The 16,767-nt window shown below is 54.2% G+C and carries 15 protein-coding genes; 11 read left to right on the top strand and 4 right to left on the bottom strand.

Going from position 1 to position 16,767, the window contains the following annotated elements; genetic code table 11:
• The first annotated feature begins 155 nt into the window (after window positions 1–155).
• Window positions 156–1,667: a citrate:succinate antiporter gene (locus VW41_04855; GenBank protein ID AJZ88420.1), complete on the top strand. Its 1,512-nt coding sequence runs from the start codon at window positions 156–158 to the stop codon at window positions 1,665–1,667.
• A gap of 47 nt (window positions 1,668–1,714) precedes the next feature.
• Here the strand turns inward: VW41_04855 and VW41_04850 are convergent, their stop codons facing one another.
• Complete coding sequence (locus VW41_04850; GenBank protein AJZ88419.1) at window positions 1,715–3,040, bottom strand: molecular chaperone DnaJ; 1,326 nt, start codon at window positions 3,038–3,040, stop codon at window positions 1,715–1,717.
• Window positions 3,041–3,042: 2 nt separating this feature from the next.
• Entirely contained in the window at window positions 3,043–4,743 is a 1,701-nt protein-coding gene (locus VW41_04845) for a Heat shock protein 70 (protein ID AJZ88418.1), read from the bottom strand.
• A gap of 542 nt (window positions 4,744–5,285) precedes the next feature.
• On the opposite strand from VW41_04845, the gene VW41_04840 reads away from it, so the two are divergent.
• From VW41_04840 to VW41_04815, 6 genes are all read left to right on the top strand, one after another.
• Window positions 5,286–6,248 carry a cytochrome o ubiquinol oxidase subunit II gene (locus VW41_04840; protein AJZ88417.1) on the top strand — a complete coding sequence of 321 codons (963 nt, stop codon included), beginning with the start codon at window positions 5,286–5,288 and terminating at the stop codon, window positions 6,246–6,248.
• 19 nt (window positions 6,249–6,267) lie between these two features.
• The gene (locus VW41_04835; GenBank protein AJZ88416.1) at window positions 6,268–8,259 is read left to right on the top strand and encodes a cytochrome o ubiquinol oxidase subunit I; all 1,992 of its coding nucleotides are present in this window, start codon (window positions 6,268–6,270) and stop codon (window positions 8,257–8,259) included.
• Window positions 8,249–8,857, top strand: a complete 609-nt coding sequence (locus tag VW41_04830) for a cytochrome o ubiquinol oxidase subunit III (protein ID AJZ88415.1) — start codon at window positions 8,249–8,251, stop codon at window positions 8,855–8,857. The genes VW41_04835 and VW41_04830 overlap by 11 nt, the downstream gene beginning before the upstream one ends.
• The gene (locus VW41_04825; GenBank protein ID AJZ88414.1) at window positions 8,857–9,186 is read left to right on the top strand and encodes a cytochrome o ubiquinol oxidase subunit IV; all 330 of its coding nucleotides are present in this window, start codon (window positions 8,857–8,859) and stop codon (window positions 9,184–9,186) included. The genes VW41_04830 and VW41_04825 overlap by 1 nt, the downstream gene beginning before the upstream one ends.
• Before the next feature lie 11 nt (window positions 9,187–9,197).
• A complete protein-coding gene (locus VW41_04820; protein ID AJZ88413.1) occupies window positions 9,198–10,085 on the top strand; it encodes a protoheme IX farnesyltransferase in 888 nt (295 codons plus the stop codon).
• A 147-nt stretch (window positions 10,086–10,232) separates the two neighbouring features.
• A complete protein-coding gene (locus VW41_04815; GenBank protein AJZ88412.1) occupies window positions 10,233–11,597 on the top strand; it encodes a membrane protein in 1,365 nt (454 codons plus the stop codon).
• Between the two features lie 13 nt (window positions 11,598–11,610).
• Here VW41_04815 and VW41_04810 read toward each other — a convergent pair whose 3' ends face one another.
• Window positions 11,611–12,102, bottom strand: coding sequence for a nucleotide-binding protein (locus VW41_04810; GenBank protein AJZ88411.1), 492 nt, complete (start codon window positions 12,100–12,102; stop codon window positions 11,611–11,613).
• Between the two features lie 140 nt (window positions 12,103–12,242).
• Here VW41_04810 and VW41_04805 point away from each other — a divergent pair, with 140 nt between their 5' ends.
• Both VW41_04805 and VW41_04800 read left to right on the top strand, forming a co-directional pair.
• Window positions 12,243–13,160 (top strand): 2-dehydropantoate 2-reductase, encoded by a 918-nt coding sequence (locus tag VW41_04805; GenBank protein AJZ88410.1) that lies wholly within the window; start codon window positions 12,243–12,245, stop codon window positions 13,158–13,160.
• Complete coding sequence (locus VW41_04800) at window positions 13,120–13,716, top strand: oxidative-stress-resistance chaperone (GenBank protein AJZ88409.1); 597 nt, start codon at window positions 13,120–13,122, stop codon at window positions 13,714–13,716. Before VW41_04805 ends, VW41_04800 begins: the two co-directional genes overlap by 41 nt.
• 211 nt (window positions 13,717–13,927) lie before the next feature.
• Here VW41_04800 and VW41_04795 read toward each other — a convergent pair whose 3' ends face one another.
• Window positions 13,928–15,376, bottom strand: a complete 1,449-nt coding sequence (locus VW41_04795; protein AJZ88408.1) for a tRNA s(4)U8 sulfurtransferase — start codon at window positions 15,374–15,376, stop codon at window positions 13,928–13,930.
• Between the two features lie 221 nt (window positions 15,377–15,597).
• On the opposite strand from VW41_04795, the gene VW41_04790 reads away from it, so the two are divergent.
• Together VW41_04790 and VW41_04785 are read left to right on the top strand one after the other, a co-directional pair.
• Window positions 15,598–15,840, top strand: a complete 243-nt coding sequence (locus VW41_04790; protein AJZ88407.1) for an exodeoxyribonuclease VII small subunit — start codon at window positions 15,598–15,600, stop codon at window positions 15,838–15,840.
• Window position 15,841: 1 nt separating this feature from the next.
• The gene (locus tag VW41_04785) at window positions 15,842–16,741 is read left to right on the top strand and encodes a geranyl transferase (protein AJZ88406.1); all 900 of its coding nucleotides are present in this window, start codon (window positions 15,842–15,844) and stop codon (window positions 16,739–16,741) included.
• The last annotated feature ends 26 nt before the right edge of the window (window positions 16,742–16,767 follow it).

The following is a 16,767-nucleotide window of genomic DNA, read 5'->3' as shown; positions in this document are numbered from 1 at the left end:
GGGTGCGATGAGCGGTCAGATTTGCACCGGTTAAAAAAACTATCATGAATGTATAAAATTCTGCCTATAAAAGATGAGGTGGAAATAAAAGTTGGGAAACAGGTTTTGCAGGGAATATTAATCGAATTCATCATGATAACTTTAAGGCACAGGCTATGACAAACACCTCGACAATAAGCGCGACTGCGAAAGCACCGCCCCCAGATGCGGGGAATAAAAAGCGCTTGATATTGCTATTTTTACCGATCCTGATCAGCATCATTATATTATTGCTCCCGGTTCCTGCGGGGCTAGAGCCTTACGCATGGCACTTCTTCGCCGTCTTCGTCGGCGTGATTGTCGGGCTGATCTTCGAACCGTTACCGGGGGCAGTTATCGGGCTGACGGGCATCGTGGTTATTGCGCTATTCAGCCAATGGCTGTTGTTTAGCCCGGCGGAGCTGGCAGACCCTAAATTTAAGCTGGCCAGCCAGTCCTTCCAGTGGGCGGTCAGCGGCTTTAGCAATTCCACCGTTTGGCTGATTTTCGGCGCCTTTATGTTTGCCGCCGGCTATGACAAAACGCAGTTTGGCCGTCGACTGGCGCTGATTCTGGTGAAGTATCTGGGCCGACGCAGCCTGACGCTGGGCTACGCGATTACCTTCGCCGACCTGCTGCTCGCTCCATTCACGCCGTCTAACACCGCGCGCAGCGGGGGCACTATCTACCCGATTATTGCTAACCTGCCGCCGCTGTATGGCTCTCTGCCGAACGACCCAAGCTCGCGCAGAATTGGCTCTTACCTGATGTGGGTGGCTATCAGCGCCGCCTGTATCACCAGCTCAATGTTCCTCTCCGCGCTGGCACCGAACCTGCTGGCTCTGGCGCTGGTGAAAAGCATCATCGGCTTTGAGATCTCCTGGGGCATGTGGTTCCTGGCCTTCCTGCCGCTGGGCGTGCTGCTGATCCTGACCATGCCGCTGCTGGCCTACTGGTTCTATCCGCCTGAAGTGAAGGTGAATGACGAAGTGCCGAAATGGGCTGCCGCAGAGCTGGAAAAACTGGGCAAACTATCCCGCAACGAAATCCTGCTGCTGCTGTTCGTGTGTAGCGCCCTGCTAATGTGGATTTTTGCCGCGGCGTGGATTGAGCCAGCGATGGCTGCCCTGCTGGTCATCATCCTGATGCTGTGGACCGGCGTTCTGAACTGGAACGACATTATCAGCAATAAACCGGCCTGGAATACCTTTGCCTGGTTTGCCACCCTGGTCGCGCTGGCCGATGGTCTGGCCCGCGTGGGCTTTATCGCCTGGCTGGGGAAAGAAGGTGCCGCGCTGCTGCACGGCTTCGACCCGCAGGTGTCGGCGGTGATGCTGCTGGTTGCGTTCTACCTGCTGCACTATCTGTTTGCCAGCACCACGGCGCACACCACCGCCCTGCTGCCAGCGACCCTGACCATTGCCGCGTCTATTCCGGGGATTAACATGCCGGTCTTCTGCCTGATGATGGTGACCTCGCTCGGCGTAATGGGGATCATCACCCCGTACGGCACTGGCCCAAGCCCGATCTACTACGGCAGCGGCTATCTGCCGACCAAAGATTACTGGCGAATGGGCACCATCTTTGGCGCCATCTTCCTGTGTTCGCTGATGCTTATCAGCTACCCATGGATGGTGTTGATGTTCTGATGCCCGACGTTTGATGTGAAAGCCCCCGGTTTACGCCGGGGGCTTTTTTATTTTATGAAGTAGACCATTTTGATAATGATGCCGTAAAGCATAGGCAGCAATATCGCAGCCAGCACATTAACCAACGGCGGCAGGCCGCGAATGGCTTTGACAGGGAAAACGATAATAGCCTTCACAATGCTCTGCGGGAGCGTCCTCCAGCGGCTGCGTTTTTCCCACAGAGTAAAATCCAGTGGAACCAGCAAAATAGCAGCCATCATCAGCACACGCGTCAGACCTGAACTGACTTTGTTATCTAAGTAATACAAGTGATGGAACAGTTTATAAAAGGGGAACAACAGAATAACTAACGAAATCAGCCAAAAGTAGGACTCAACCCTCTCTAATCGTCCCGGGTGCTGCCTACAAAGGCGCATCAAAGCCGGATATCCCCAGAGATAGAGAGCCACAATCCCCAACATAGCCACGGCATGCGCGGCCATTTTCAACGACTCCTGACCCGGTAACCAGGCCGTATACCCCCAGAAAACCACGGTAATAATGGTTTCCCAACTGAGCACCAGTCTGGGTTTATCAACCGCCTCGAGCAGTACAGGGTTAAGCCTCTCCTGTAATAAAGGAAACTGCTGCCGCACTTCGATAACCTGATTTCTTAATTGCTGAATAAAATCCGGTACCAGCCACGCCCACCAGGGGATGCCGGCCCCCTTTTCTGTTAACAATCGCCATTTAAGTTGGGCCAGCTTACCGCCATCGTATTGCCGGCTCAGAATTAACCAGTAGTTTTCTCGGTCGGTATTGGCAATTTGGGCGTCGAGAGCGTGTATCAGCCAGTCAGGCAGTTGAGATGAGCGGTAGTTATCAATCTGCCAGCCCATAATCGCAGAGGCTTCATTCAGCAGGCTGCGGTAAAGCCAGGGCTGCTCGCTGAGCGCTTCGGCAAGCATCAGACTAAAGGTTTTCCCGGCCGTCAGTGAATCGGGAATCTCTTGCTCAAGGTAGTGGTGTAACTCGCCAAAACCCGTGGTTTCATCCCTGACTAACAGCGCGGCGAACGCCTGCGCCTGCTGCCAGAGTTCATTTCTATTCCAACCTTCCTCCGGCACGTCAGCTTGTGCAGAAGGCGGGGCGACTTCCTCCATAAACTCAGGGCCAGGCTCATCGACTAACACGATATCCCGCGCGTCTATCCAGAGCGTTTCTGGCGTCGAACTGGCATAGCGTTTGGCGCTATCAAATGCCTCGCGCAGTGCCTGAAAGCCCTTCGGGTCTTTGTCCGGCCGCCGCAGCTTTAACTCCCGGGCATAAGCCCGGCGAATTTCGCTTTCATCTCTTGTAGGCTTAATGCCCAGTACATCCCATATCGTCGCCATCTTTACAGTCCGTCGTTAAGCTGGTCTAACACCCGGCGCAGTTCGTCCCGCGCGGCAGCAATAATCCGCAGATCCTGGCTACCCAACGCCCGTTCAAACTGCGTGGCGTAATGATCGATAATCTGCCGTCTGTCTCCCAGCGTCTGCTCATAGCGTTTTGCCGCTTCGGCAGCCAGCTGGCGATTTTCCGGCACATCCCGTGGATGTTGTTTGAGGGCGTCCAGCTGTTTTAAGCGTTTTGCAATTTCCTCGGCGCTGAGCGTGCCTGGCGATTTTTCAATTACCATCGTGGAGGCGGTTTGCTCCCCGTCGACTTTGCATTCCACTTCCAGGATACCGTCGAGGGTATAGGTGAAACGTACGTCCACGCTCAACTCCCCCGCTTTGCGGGGTGGGATCTGAATAGACATGCTGTCCAGCCGCAGGTTGTCGCTTACTTTGCGTGATTCTCCCTGGTAAACTTCAATCTCGATCTTCCGCTGGTTATCATTTACGGTGCTGAAGGTCTGCATCACGCTAACCGGCACGAAGGCATTGCGCTCAATCAGCGGCGCGAAAAAGCCTTCTTCTATTCTGTCGCCGTGACGGCGGGCAACTTCGATCCCCAGTGAATAAGGCATCACATCGGTGAGTACCACATCGTCCAGGGCTTTGTCTTCCGCGATAAGCCCGGCCTGCACGCCGGCACCCAGCGCCACCACTTCGTCGGGGTTCAGTTCATTGCGCGGGAAGCGCCCAAACATGCGGGTCACCAGCTGGCGAACCAGCGGCATACGCGTTGCGCCGCCCACCAGAATAACGTGATCGAGTTGCGCAACGTCGAACTGTGCATCCTGCAACGCCTGAACCACCGGTTTTTTCAACCGGGACAGTAGAGTGCCGCAGCACGTATGGAAAGTCTCTTCGTTGAGATCCCAGCTAAATTCTTCCCCGGCATAAACCAGCTTAGCGCTGGCTCTGTCCTGACTGCTGAGCTGTTGTTTTAGCGATTCGGCCTGGCGCGTCAGTTCTGCGGCAAAGGTCGGGTCATCGAGCGTCAGTTGAGGGTAATGGCTCAGCATCCACTGACACAGGGCTTCGGTAAAATCATCGCCGCCGAGCCAGGCATCGCCGCTGCTGGCACGAACTTCAATCACGCCTTCGAACATATCGACGATGGAGACATCGAACGTCCCGCCGCCTAAGTCGAAGACCAGGAATTTTTGCTCGCGGCTGTCGGCAAGCCCGTAGGCCAGCGCTGCCGCAGTGGGCTCATTGAGAAGGCGTTCAACCTCCAGCCCGGCCATCTGCCCTGCGGCTTTAACAGCTTTGCGCTGGGAGTCATTGAAATAAGCCGGCACGGTAATGGCCGCGCGCGTGACGCTGCGGCCAAGCGCCACTTCGGCATCCGCTTTTAATTTTCTCAGCACTAAGGCGGAAAGCTCTTCGGCACGAAATGACTGCGGGCCCAAAGTGAAAATTTTATCGGTGCCCATATAACGCTTGAAACTGGCTACCGTGAGATGAGGATGGCTAACCAGTCGGGCTTTGGCCGCCTCGCCAATCAGCAGATGCCCATCATCATCCAGTCCGACAACGGAAGGGGTTAAACGCTCACCGCTGCGGCCCAAAATTAAAGCAGCACCCGCGTCACTAAACCAGGCCACGGCGCTATTGGAGGTGCCGAGATCGATACCAATAATGGGTGAAATATGTCCTGTCATGAAATTATCCCTGATAAATACAATGGCTATTCAGCGCCCTTAACCCCGCCGTTATCACCGGCTTTTGTAAGCAAGAAAATGTAATTAATACCGGACAGTTACTTTTTTTGTCTATTAATTACCCAGTCCATTAAGTGTTACCGTCGAGGACTATTTATCGTAATTAAATACAGTTTTCTTTAATTACTTTGTTCAATAAGCATTAAAAGATTATCCTTAACGATTCAGCCCGGTGAGAAATTAATATTTGTTGGAAACATGTGACAAATGCTGCCGCATTGTTAATTAAATGTATTTCAATTTGACTGGTTATACCCATTTACCCGGACTATTTCCGCCAACATAGGTTTTCGTTATAACCTGCGGGGCCCGCGCACCAACGCTAGATTTTACAGTTTGTTGCATTCTGTGTGACATCGTAGGCAGAACCCGGTAACACCCTACTGACACTGAGCCATTCATGTTTACAGTAATGTAACCTTCCCGTAAAATGCCGGCACACTTTAAACGACAATAGAGCTCCCTGGAATTGAGGTCGTTAAATGAGACTCAGGAAATACAATAAAAGTTTGGGATGGTTGTCATTAATCGCAGGCGCATTTTTACTCAGTGGCTGTGATTCTGCACTCCTGGATCCCAAAGGACAGATCGGACTGGAACAACGTTCACTGATACTGACGGCCATCGGCCTGATGTTGATTGTCGTTATCCCTGCAATTGCAATGGCTATCGGTTTTGCCTGGAAGTATCGGGCATCCAACAAGGACGCCAAATACAGCCCTAACTGGTCGCACTCGAACAAAGTGGAAGCTGTAGTCTGGACGATTCCTATCCTTATCGTTATCTTCCTCGCGGTACTGACCTGGAAAACCACTCACTCTCTTGAACCTAGCCGCCCGCTGGAACATGAAGCGAAGCCGGTGACCATCGAAGTTATCGCCATGGACTGGAAATGGTTCTTCATCTATCCGGAGCAGGGTATCGCAACGGTGAATGAAATCGCCTTCCCGGCCAATACCCCAGTGGAATTCAAAATCACCTCTAACTCGGTGATGAACTCCTTCTTTATTCCGCGCCTGGGTAGCCAAATCTACGCAATGGCAGGCATGCAGACCAAACTGCACCTGATTGCAGATGAAGCCGGCACCTACGACGGTATTTCGTCAAACTACAGCGGTAAAGGTTTCTCCGGCATGAAGTTCAAGGCTATTGCCACGCCGGACATGGATACCTTCAACCAATGGGTTGCCAAAGCGAAACAGTCTCCTGAAGCCATGAACGATATGGCGACCTACGAGAAACTGGCCGCGCCAAGCGAATACAACAAAGTCGAATACTTCTCCAGTGTTAAACCTGATTTGTTTAAAGACGTTATTAACAAATTTATGGGGCACGGGAGCATGCACATGGCCAAGCCGGAAGGTGAACAGGCTTCCCATGACGATATGAAAGGCATGGAAGGTATGGAAGGCATGGACATGAGTCACGCGGAAACCTCTCACTAAGGGGCCGAGGAATAATACGATGTTCGGAAAACTTACACTGGATGCAATCCCGTACCATGAGCCAATTGTCATGGTTACGGTTGCGGCAATCATCGTCGGGGGACTGGCGCTGCTTGCGGCTATCACTTACTTCGGTAAGTGGGAATATTTATGGAAAGAGTGGCTAACCTCCGTTGACCACAAACGCCTCGGCGTGATGTACGTTATCGTCGCTATCGTTATGCTGCTGCGCGGCTTTGCCGATGCGATAATGATGCGTAGCCAGCAGGTGCTAGCCTCCGCCGGCGAAGCAGGCTTCCTCCCGCCTCACCACTACGATCAGATCTTTACCGCCCACGGCGTTATCATGATCTTCTTCGTGGCGATGCCTTTTGTTATCGGCCTGATGAACCTGGTTGTGCCGTTGCAGATTGGCGCGCGTGACGTTGCCTTCCCATTCCTGAACAACCTGAGCTTCTGGTTCACCGTTGTCGGCGTGGTGCTGGTTAACCTGTCACTGGGCGTGGGCGAATTCGCTCAGACCGGCTGGGTTGCTTATCCACCGCTATCGGGGATTGAGTACAGTCCGGGCGTCGGGGTCGATTACTGGATCTGGAGTCTCCAGCTATCCGGTATCGGTACGACACTGACCGGTATTAACTTCTTCGTGACCATTCTGAACATGCGTACCCCGGGTATGACTATGTTCAAAATGCCGGTGTTCACCTGGGCTTCGCTGTGTACTAACGTACTGATTATCGCCGCGTTCCCAATCTTCACCGTGACCGTCGCACTGCTGACCCTTGACCGCTACCTTGGCACCCATTTCTTTACCAACGATATGGGTGGCAACATGATGATGTACATCAACCTCATCTGGGCCTGGGGCCACCCGGAAGTTTATATCCTGGTGCTGCCGGTGTTTGGTGTGTTCTCTGAGGTGGTTGCAACCTTCTCTAAAAAGCGTCTGTTCGGTTACACCTCTCTGGTGTGGGCGACCATCGCGATTACCGTCCTGTCGTTCATCGTTTGGCTGCACCACTTCTTCACCATGGGCAGCGGTGCGAACGTCAACGCCTTCTTCGGTATTGCCACCATGATCATCGCCATCCCTACCGGGGTGAAGATCTTCAACTGGCTGTTCACCATGTATCAGGGCCGCATCGTCTTTAACTCTGCGATGCTGTGGACCATTGGCTTCATCGTCACCTTCTCTATCGGTGGGATGACCGGCGTTCTGCTGGCGGTACCGGGCGCGGACTTCGTGCTGCACAACAGCCTGTTCCTGATTGCACACTTCCACAACGTTATCATCGGCGGCGTGGTCTTCGGTTGCTTCGCAGGTCTGACCTACTGGTGGCCAAAAGCGTTCGGCTTCACGCTGAACGAAACCTGGGGCAAACGCGCCTTCTGGTTCTGGATTATCGGTTTCTTCGTGGCATTTATGCCGCTGTACGTGCTGGGCTTCATGGGCATGACCCGTCGTCTGAGCCAGCAGATCGATCCACAGTTCCACACCCTGCTGGTTGTTGCAGCCTGTGGTGCGGCGCTGATCGCTCTGGGCATTCTTTGCCAGCTGATTCAGTTCTACGTCTCTATCCGTGACCGCGAGCAGAACCGCGATCTGACCGGTGACCCATGGGGTGGCCGTACGCTGGAGTGGGCAACGTCTTCTCCACCTCCGTTCTATAACTTCGCCCACCTGCCACACGTTCACGAGCGTGATGCATTCTGGGAGATGAAAGAGAAAGGTGAAGCGTACAAACAGCCTGCGCACTATGAAGAGATTCATATGCCGCGTAACAGCGCAGCCGGTATCATCATCGCTGCATTCAGCACCGTGTTTGGCTTTGCCATGATCTGGCACATCTGGTGGCTGGCGATTGTTGGCTTTGCCGGCATCATCATCACCTGGATTGCGAAAAGCTTCGACGAAGATGTGGATTACTATGTTCCGGTGGCTGAAGTCGAAAAACTGGAAAATCAGCATTTCGAAGAAATCACCAAAGCAGGGCTGAAAAATGGCAACTGAGACTGTAAATAACGCCCACGCCGCGGAGCATGGGCACCACGATGCGGGAACCAATAAGGTCTTTGGTTTCTGGATCTACCTGATGAGCGACTGCATTCTGTTCTGTTGCTTGTTCGCGACCTATGCCGTTCTGGTGAACGGCACCGCAGGTGGCCCGGCAGGGAAAGACATCTTCGAACTGCCGTTCGTGGCCGTTGAAACGGCCCTGCTGCTGGTGAGCTCCATCACCTACGGCATGGCGATCATCGCCATGAACAAAGGCAACAAAAGCCAGGTTATCTCCTGGCTGGCGCTGACCTTCCTGTGCGGTGCGGGCTTCGTCGGGATGGAAATCTATGAATTCCATCACCTGATCAAAGAAGGTTTCGGTCCGGATCGCAGCGGCTTCCTGTCAGCGTTCTTCGCGCTGGTTGGTACCCATGGTCTGCACGTAACCTCTGGTCTGGTATGGATGGCATTCATGATGATTCATGTTTCCCGTCGCGGCCTGACCAGCACCAACCGTGCGCGTCTGATGTGCCTGAGCCTGTTCTGGCACTTCCTTGACGTGGTGTGGATCTGCGTATTCTCTGTAGTCTATCTGATGGGGGCGATGTAATGAGTCATTCAACTGAACACAGCGGCGCCCACCACGGTAGCGTGAAGACCTACATGACAGGTTTTATCCTGTCTATCATCCTGACGGCTATCCCGTTCTGGATTGTAATGGAAGGCACGGCCTCTCACGGCACCATGCTTGCCGTGATCCTGGTGACTGCAGTCGTCCAGATTCTGGTGCACCTCGTGTGCTTCCTGCATCTGAACACCTCTTCGAGTGAGCGCTGGAACCTGGTGGCATTTGCCTTTACGGTGCTGATTATTGCCATTCTGGTGGTCGGCTCGATCTGGATTATGTGGAACCTCAACCTGAACATGATGGTTCACTAAGAGCGGCATGTATGATTAAGCAATACCTGCAAGTAACGAAACCAGGAATTATTTTCGGTAATTTAATTTCTGTCATTGGGGGATTTTTACTGGCCTCGAAGGGCAGCATTAATTACCCGCTGTTCCTCTACACGCTGGTTGGCGTATCACTGGTGGTCGCATCAGGTTGTGTCTATAACAACTTTATCGACCGCGATATCGACCAGAAAATGGAGAGAACGAAAAATCGGGTGCTGGTTAAAGGCCTGATTTCACCGAAAATTTCGCTGGTGTACGCCACCGTGTTGGGTATTGCTGGCTTCATGCTGCTGTGGTTTGGTGCTAATCCGCTGGCGATGTGGCTGGCCGTGATGGGCTTCGTGGTTTATGTCGGGGTGTATAGCCTCTACATGAAACGCCACTCGGTCTACGGCACGCTCATCGGCAGCCTGTCCGGTGCGGCTCCTCCGGTTATCGGCTACTGCGCTGTGACCAACGAGTTCGATACCGGCGCCGCTATCCTGCTGGCTATCTTTAGTCTGTGGCAGATGCCGCACTCCTATGCGATTGCCATCTTCCGCTTTAAAGATTACCAGGCCGCCAATATTCCGGTTCTGCCGGTGGTAAAAGGCATTTCTGTCGCCAAGAACCACATCACGCTGTACATCATCGCTTTTGCGGTGGCGACGCTGATGCTTTCTCTGGGCGGCTATGCCGGATACAAATACCTGATCGTCGCCGCGGCGGTCAGCGTCTGGTGGCTGGGCATGGCGTTACGAGGCTATAAAGTGGAAGACGATAAGGTGTGGGCGCGCAAGCTGTTCATCTTCTCTATCGTGGCCATTACCTCGCTGAGCGTCATGATGTCGGTCGATTTTATGGTGCCAGACTCGCATAATCTGCTGACTTACGTCTGGTAAGTCGCGAAAAGCATAAAAGGGCACCTCGGTGCCCTTTTTTATCAGTATCATCAAAGCACCCGCCCTGTAATATCTGTTAAATAACTATCGATTTACCCTCCCCTGCCCTCGCACTACACTAAGGCCGACTTTTTATCTGAGGTGGTAATGAACGATTACAAAATGACGCCCGTCGAGCTGCGTGCGACGTGGGGTTTAGGCACCGTGTTTTCCCTGCGTATGCTGGGTATGTTTATGGTATTGCCGGTTCTGACCACCTGGGGTATGGCGCTGCAGGGCGCAAGCGAAGCGCTCATCGGCCTGGCAATCGGTATTTATGGCCTGGCGCAGGCCGTCTTCCAGATTCCTTTTGGCCTGCTTTCTGACCGTATTGGCCGCAAACCGCTTATCGTCGGCGGGCTGGCTATCTTTGTGCTCGGCAGCATTATCGCCGCCCTGAGCGACACCATCTGGGGCGTAATTTTAGGCCGTGCGCTGCAAGGCTCCGGCGCAATCGCAGCCGCGGTAATGGCGCTGCTTTCCGACCTGACCCGCGAACAGAACCGAACCAAAGCTATGGCTTTTATCGGCGTCAGCTTCGGGGTGACGTTCGCCATCGCGATGGTACTCGGCCCGATAATTACTCAGGCGCTTGGCCTGCAGGCGCTGTTCTGGATGATTGCCGTCTTAGCCACCTGCGGCATTCTGATTACCATTTGGCTGGTTCCGAATACCGAAACGCATGTGCTAAACCGCGAATCGGGGATGGTTAAAGGCTGCTTCCGCAAAGTGATTATGGAGCCGAAGCTGCTAAAGCTGAATTTCGGCATTATGTGCCTGCACATCATGCTGATGTCCACCTTTGTCGCCCTGCCAGGCCAGCTTGAACAGGCGGGCTTTCCGGCCGCTCAGCACTGGAAAGTGTACCTTTGCACCATGCTGATTTCGTTTGTTTCGGTGGTGCCGTTCATCATCTATGCCGAAGTTAAGCGCCGCATGAAGCACGTCTTTGTGGGCTGCGTGGCGGTGTTGCTGATTGCTGAGATCGTGCTTTGGGGCGCGGGTCCGCACTTCTGGGATCTGGTGATTGGCGTGCAGCTGTTCTTCCTCGCCTTTAACCTGATGGAAGCGATTCTGCCTTCGCTTATCAGCAAAGAATCTCCGGCGGGCTACAAAGGCACCGCAATGGGCATCTATTCCACCAGCCAGTTTATCGGCGTGGCCATTGGCGGGTCACTCGGCGGCTGGCTGAACGGGCTGTTTGATTCGCAAACCGTGTTTCTCGCGGGCGCGGTGCTGGCGATGGTTTGGCTATTCGTCAGTTGGACAATGCAGGAGCCACCGTATGTCAGCAGTCTGCGTATTGAGCTGCCGGAAAGCAGCGTGAACGATAGGCATTTGCGTGAAAGGCTTCTGGCTCAGCCGGGCGTGAGTGAAGCGAATATCATTCCGGAAGAACGCAGCGCGTATGTGAAAATCGACAGCAAGCTGACGAACAGATATGAAATTGAACAGGTGGTGAAAGGGGCGTAAACGCCCCTAACCGTTAGTCGCGGAAGTTCTTAAACTGGAACGGCTGCCCCAGATTGCCGCCACGAATCAGCGCCATTACGGCCTGTAAATCATCGCGAGCTTTACCCGTCACGCGGATCTCTTCGCCCTGGATCTGGGTCTGAACCTTCAGCTTGCTGTCTTTAATCAGCTTAATGATTTTCTTGGCAACGCTTGCTTCAATACCCTGTTTCAGCTTAGCTTCCACGCTCCAGGTTTTGCCGCTGTGAACAAACTCTTCAGGCACATCGATAGAGCTGCCTTCGATGCCGCGCTTCAGCAGTTTGGCCCGCAGAATATCCAGCAGTTGGTTTACCTGGAAGTCAGATTCGCTGGCAACTTTGATGGTCTGATTTTTTTCATTCAGCTCAAAGCTCGCCGGCACGTTACGGAAGTCAAAACGGGTCGCCAGCTCGCGCTCGGCGTTCTCTACCGCGTTGTTCACTTCCTGCAGGTCGATTTCAGAAACGATATCAAAAGATGGCATGTGTTTTCTCCCTCTCTGGTTTGCGTTGCATAATACCCGCTGGGCTGCGCAAAACAACCTGTTAAAGAGCCGGAAAGCCGATAACGCTATAATAGAAAGTAAGTTTAGCATTCGCGTAGTGTGCGAATGGGGAGGCAATAATGAAAATCACCGTGCTGGGTTGCGGTGCGCTGGGTCAGCTATGGTTGACCGCACTTCACAAGCAAGGGCATGAGCTTCAGGGCTGGCTGCGAGTGCCGCAGCCGTATTGCCACGTCAATCTGCTCGATAATACCGATGGCAGCGTCTTTAACGACTCCTTTACCGCTAACGACCCCGAGTTTCTTGCCAACAGCGACCTCCTGTTAGTGACGCTCAAAGCGTGGCAGGTTTCCGATGCCGTGCGCACCCTGGCCGCAAAGCTCCCTTCAGGCTGCCCGATATTGCTGCTGCATAACGGGATGGGGACGCTGGATGAGCTAAGCGGCCTGCGCCAACCTTTGCTGCTCGGGTTAACCACTCAGGCAGCCAAAAGAGACGGGAATGTTATTGTTCACGTCGCTTCCGGCATCACTCACGTTGGGCCAGGTAACGCCAAAGCCAGCGACTACAGCTACCTCGCTGATATGCTGCAGGCTGCCCTGCCCGATGTGGCGTGGCATAACAATATCCAGCCAGCCAGCTGGAACAAACTTGCGGTAAACTGCGTGATAAACCCGCTAACCGCACTGTACAACTGCGCTAACGGCGAGCTGAAGAATCATCTTGATGAGGTGACCAGCATTTGTGAAGAAGTGGCGCAGGTAATGACGCGCGAGGGCCATCATACCTCGCCCGAAAGCCTGCTGGATTATGTCGGGCAGGTGATTGAAAGCACGGCAGAAAACACCTCATCAATGCTGCAGGACATCCGCCTGGAGCGCCACACGGAAATTGACTATATCACCGGCTACCTGCTGCGCAGAGCGAGAGCTCACGGCGTCCCTGTCCCGGTGAACGCCCGGCTCTATGAGCGGGTTAAACGTAAGGAGAATGAATATGAGCGCACAAGCGCTGGTCTGCCTGGCACCTGGCACTGAAGAGACTGAAGCTGTCACCACTATCGATCTGCTGGTTCGCGCCGGGATCAAGGTGACAACGGCAAGCGTCGCCCCCGATGGCGACCTGAAAATTGTTTGCTCACGCGGCGTGAAATTACTGGCCGACGCGCCGCTGGTTGAAGTGGCCGACGGCGATTTCGATATCGTGGTGCTCCCCGGCGGCCTGAAAGGTGCCGAATGCTTCCGCGACAGTCCGCTGTTGATCGAGACCGTGCGCCAGTTTCACCTGTCTGGCCGTATCGTTGCCGCCATTTGCGCAGCAGCAGGCACGGTGCTGGTCCCGCACGAACTGTTCCCGATAGGCAATATGACAGGTTTTCCAGACCTGAAGGACACCATTCCCGAAGGGCAATGGCAGGATAAACGCGTCGTCTGGGACCCACGAGTGAACCTGCTCACCAGCCAGGGGCCGGGAACCGCCATTGATTTTGCGCTCAAGATTATTGATTTGCTGGTGAGCCGCGAAAAGGCTCATGAAGTGTCGCAGCAGCTGGTGCTGGCGGCAGGGATTTACAGCTTCAGGGATTATCAGTAAGAGCCCCTCACCCTAACCCTCTCCCCAAAGGCGCGAGGGAACCAGAACGGTGTTCCCCCTCTCCTTTGAGGAAGCAAGCTAACCAGAATTCGTCCTCTCTCCAAAGGAGCGAGGGCACCAGAACGGTGTCCCCCCTATCCTTTGAGGAAGCGAGCTAACCAGAATTCTCCCTCTCCCTTTTAGGGAGAGGGCCGGGGTGAGGGTCAGTCCTTTACGGGCGATAAACCTTAATATTCTTAAAGCCCTGCTCGCTCAGGTACAGCGCCTGCAGGCGGCTCATCACCCCACGCTCACACCACAGCAGGTAGGTTTTGCTCTGGTCGAGGGAGGAAAATTGGGTGCTCAGCTTGTAGAACGGCAGCGCCACGACCTCAACGCCTTCCAGCGCAAAAGGTTTCTCATCGACTTCGTCGTTGGAACGAATGTCCAGCAGCACCTCGTTTGCCCCAAACGCATTAACCGTTTCGACTTCCACCACTTCCTGCTGCGTCTGCGTCGCAATATCGCGGATATCGATATTGGTCGCTTCGGCAACCACGCGATCCAGAATCGAGAAGTCAAACTTCTGCTCTTCTTCTTCAATCTTCGCCTTCACCGCTTTTACGGTCGGGCTTTTCGAGATCACGCCGCAGTACTCCGGCATGGTGCGGGCAAAATCCGCGGTACCGATTTCACGCGCCAGATCGATAATGTGTTCTTTGTCGTGGGAGATAAGCGGGCGCAGGATCAGCGTATCGGAGACGTTGTCGATCAGGCGCAGGTTGGTCAGGGTCTGGCTGGACACCTGGCCTAACGCTTCGCCGGTCACCAAAGCCTGAACGCCATAGCGCTCGGCAACCTGAGAGGCGGCACGCACAAACATACGTTTCAGCACCACGCCCATCTGCCCGTCTTCCACTTTCTCCAGGATCTCGCCGACCACTGGCTCAAAGTTAATCGCGACAAAGCGCACGCGGTGGGAGCTGCCGAAGCGGTTCCACAGGTAGTGTGCCACCTGCTTCACGCCGATCTCGTGGGCGGCACCGCCCAGGTTGAAGAAGCAATAATGCACGCGGCAGCCGCGGCGCATCAGCATGTAGCTGGAAACACCGGAATCGAAACCACCAGAAATCAGCGACAGTACATCTTCCTGAGTACCGATTGGGAAACCGCCGATGCCTTCATAGCGACCTTTAACCAGCAGCAGGCGATCGTTTTCGATCTCAAGATTAACCGTGACGTCCGGATCGTTGAGCTTAACGCGCGCGGATTCGATGTGTTGATTCAGGCCGCCGCCAACATAGCGCTCGACTTCAATGGAGCTAAATTCGTGTTTTCCACGGCGTTTTACGCGCACGCAGAAGCTTTTCCCTTCCAGCTTGTCGCGGTACAGCTCCAGAGCCTGCTCAAAGATATTGTGCATGTCGGTGTACGGCACATCTTCAACTTCAAGAATGTGGTGGATACCCGGAATGCGGGTCAGCGCTTCACGAATGGCGATACGCTGGTTTTCATCTTTGGCGCGAACTTCAATGTTGTCCCAGTGGCGAACAACCGCCAGGCTCTCATCGTAGTGTTTTAAAACGTTACGAATATTCCCGGTGAGCATCTTAATAAAGCGTATGCGCACAGATTGGCTCTTGATGGTGATTTCCGGGAACAATTTAATGATAAACTTCATGGCGGTAAGGGTTCGTTTAGTCAGCCGGGCTGGCTGCGCAGCACGCGGGCATAAAAAGAAGTACTTGCAGCGGCGTCATGCCACCTGCATCCAAGGCGCGGAAGTATACCACCATCCCACAAAGACTGCGCACCTTAACCGACTTGCACGAGCTAGCTTGATAATCACATTGACTCCGCTACCATGTCGGCGTCGAATTAAAACAGAGTCAGACATTCACCATGCCGAAAAAAACTGAATCTCCGGCCAGCTTCGAAACCGCGCTGGTCGAACTGGAGCAAATAGTTACTCGTCTGGAAAGCGGCGATCTCGCCCTTGAAGAAGCGTTAAACGAATTTGAGCGCGGCGTACAGCTCGCTCGCCAGGGGCAAGTGAAACTCCAGCAGGCAGAGCAGCGCGTACAGATCTTACTGAGCGACAGCGAAGACGCCCCTCTGACTCCCTTTACCCCGGACGCCGAGTAATATGGATTTTAATCAACAGCTTCAGGCCCATGTTGTGCGGGTTAACGACGCTATTGCGCGTTTCCTGGCTCCGCAGCCGTTTCAGAACAGTCCACTGGTTGAAGCGATGCACTATGGCGCATTATTGGGCGGCAAACGCCTGCGTCCGTTCCTGGTGTACGCCACCGGCGAAATGTTCGGCGTCGCCGATGAAGCACTCGACGCCCCGGCGGCGGCAGTGGAATGCATTCACGCCTATTCCCTGATTCACGATGATTTACCGGCCATGGACAACGACGATTTACGTCGCGGGCAGCCGACCTGTCACATTAAATTTGGCGAAGAGAATGCCATTTTGGCCGGAGACGCCCTGCAAACGCTGGCGTTTTCTATACTGAGTGATGCACCGATGCCCGGCGTTGCCATTGCCGATCGCTTGGCTATGGTTTCGGAACTTGCCACTGCCAGCGGCGTTGCCGGGATGTGTGGCGGCCAGGCGCTGGATTTAGAAGCCGAAGGCAAGCAGGTTGATCTTGCCTCCCTGGAGCGCATTCACCGCCATAAAACCGGAGCATTGATTCGCTCAGCCGTTCGCCTGGGCGCGCTAAGCGCCGGTGAAGCAGGCCGTAAAGCCCTGCCAGTTCTGGACCGCTATGCCGCAAGCATCGGCCTCGCTTTCCAGGTTCAGGATGACATTCTGGACGTGATCGGCGATACCGCCACCCTGGGCAAACGCCAGGGCGCCGACCAGCAGTTGGGCAAAAGTACTTATCCGGCGCTGCTGGGGCTTGAACAGGCGCAGGCAAAAGCGCAGGATCTTTATCAGGAAGCACTGCAGGCTCTGGCCGAGCTTGCTGAGCTGTCGCTGGACACGGCGGCACTGGAAGCGTTAGCCAACTACATTATCCACCGTGATAAATAACGTATAACAACGATGAGTTTAGATTT

The organism is Klebsiella michiganensis, assembly GCA_000963575.1.
GTDB classification, from domain to species: domain Bacteria; phylum Pseudomonadota; class Gammaproteobacteria; order Enterobacterales; family Enterobacteriaceae; genus Cedecea; species Cedecea michiganensis_A.
Note: the sequence above shows the minus strand (reverse complement) of the source record. Positions and strands in the feature narration are given on the sequence as shown.

Excerpts from the sequence above, each read along its gene's own strand:
- VW41_04855 (AJZ88420.1), top strand. The coding sequence starts at position 156 with ATGACAAACACCTCGACAATAAGCGCGACTGCGAAAGCACCGCCCCCA.
- VW41_04850 (AJZ88419.1), bottom strand. The coding sequence starts at position 3,040 with ATGGCGACGATATGGGATGTACTGGGCATTAAGCCTACAAGAGATGAA.
- VW41_04845 (AJZ88418.1), bottom strand. The coding sequence starts at position 4,743 with ATGACAGGACATATTTCACCCATTATTGGTATCGATCTCGGCACCTCC.
- VW41_04840 (AJZ88417.1), top strand. The coding sequence starts at position 5,286 with ATGAGACTCAGGAAATACAATAAAAGTTTGGGATGGTTGTCATTAATC.
- VW41_04835 (AJZ88416.1), top strand. The coding sequence starts at position 6,268 with ATGTTCGGAAAACTTACACTGGATGCAATCCCGTACCATGAGCCAATT.
- VW41_04830 (AJZ88415.1), top strand. The coding sequence starts at position 8,249 with ATGGCAACTGAGACTGTAAATAACGCCCACGCCGCGGAGCATGGGCAC.
- VW41_04825 (AJZ88414.1), top strand. The coding sequence starts at position 8,857 with ATGAGTCATTCAACTGAACACAGCGGCGCCCACCACGGTAGCGTGAAG.
- VW41_04820 (AJZ88413.1), top strand. The coding sequence starts at position 9,198 with ATGATTAAGCAATACCTGCAAGTAACGAAACCAGGAATTATTTTCGGT.
- VW41_04815 (AJZ88412.1), top strand. The coding sequence starts at position 10,233 with ATGAACGATTACAAAATGACGCCCGTCGAGCTGCGTGCGACGTGGGGT.
- VW41_04810 (AJZ88411.1), bottom strand. The coding sequence starts at position 12,102 with ATGCCATCTTTTGATATCGTTTCTGAAATCGACCTGCAGGAAGTGAAC.
- VW41_04805 (AJZ88410.1), top strand. The coding sequence starts at position 12,243 with ATGAAAATCACCGTGCTGGGTTGCGGTGCGCTGGGTCAGCTATGGTTG.
- VW41_04800 (AJZ88409.1), top strand. The coding sequence starts at position 13,120 with ATGAGCGCACAAGCGCTGGTCTGCCTGGCACCTGGCACTGAAGAGACT.
- VW41_04795 (AJZ88408.1), bottom strand. The coding sequence starts at position 15,376 with ATGAAGTTTATCATTAAATTGTTCCCGGAAATCACCATCAAGAGCCAA.
- VW41_04790 (AJZ88407.1), top strand. The coding sequence starts at position 15,598 with ATGCCGAAAAAAACTGAATCTCCGGCCAGCTTCGAAACCGCGCTGGTC.
- VW41_04785 (AJZ88406.1), top strand. The coding sequence starts at position 15,842 with ATGGATTTTAATCAACAGCTTCAGGCCCATGTTGTGCGGGTTAACGAC.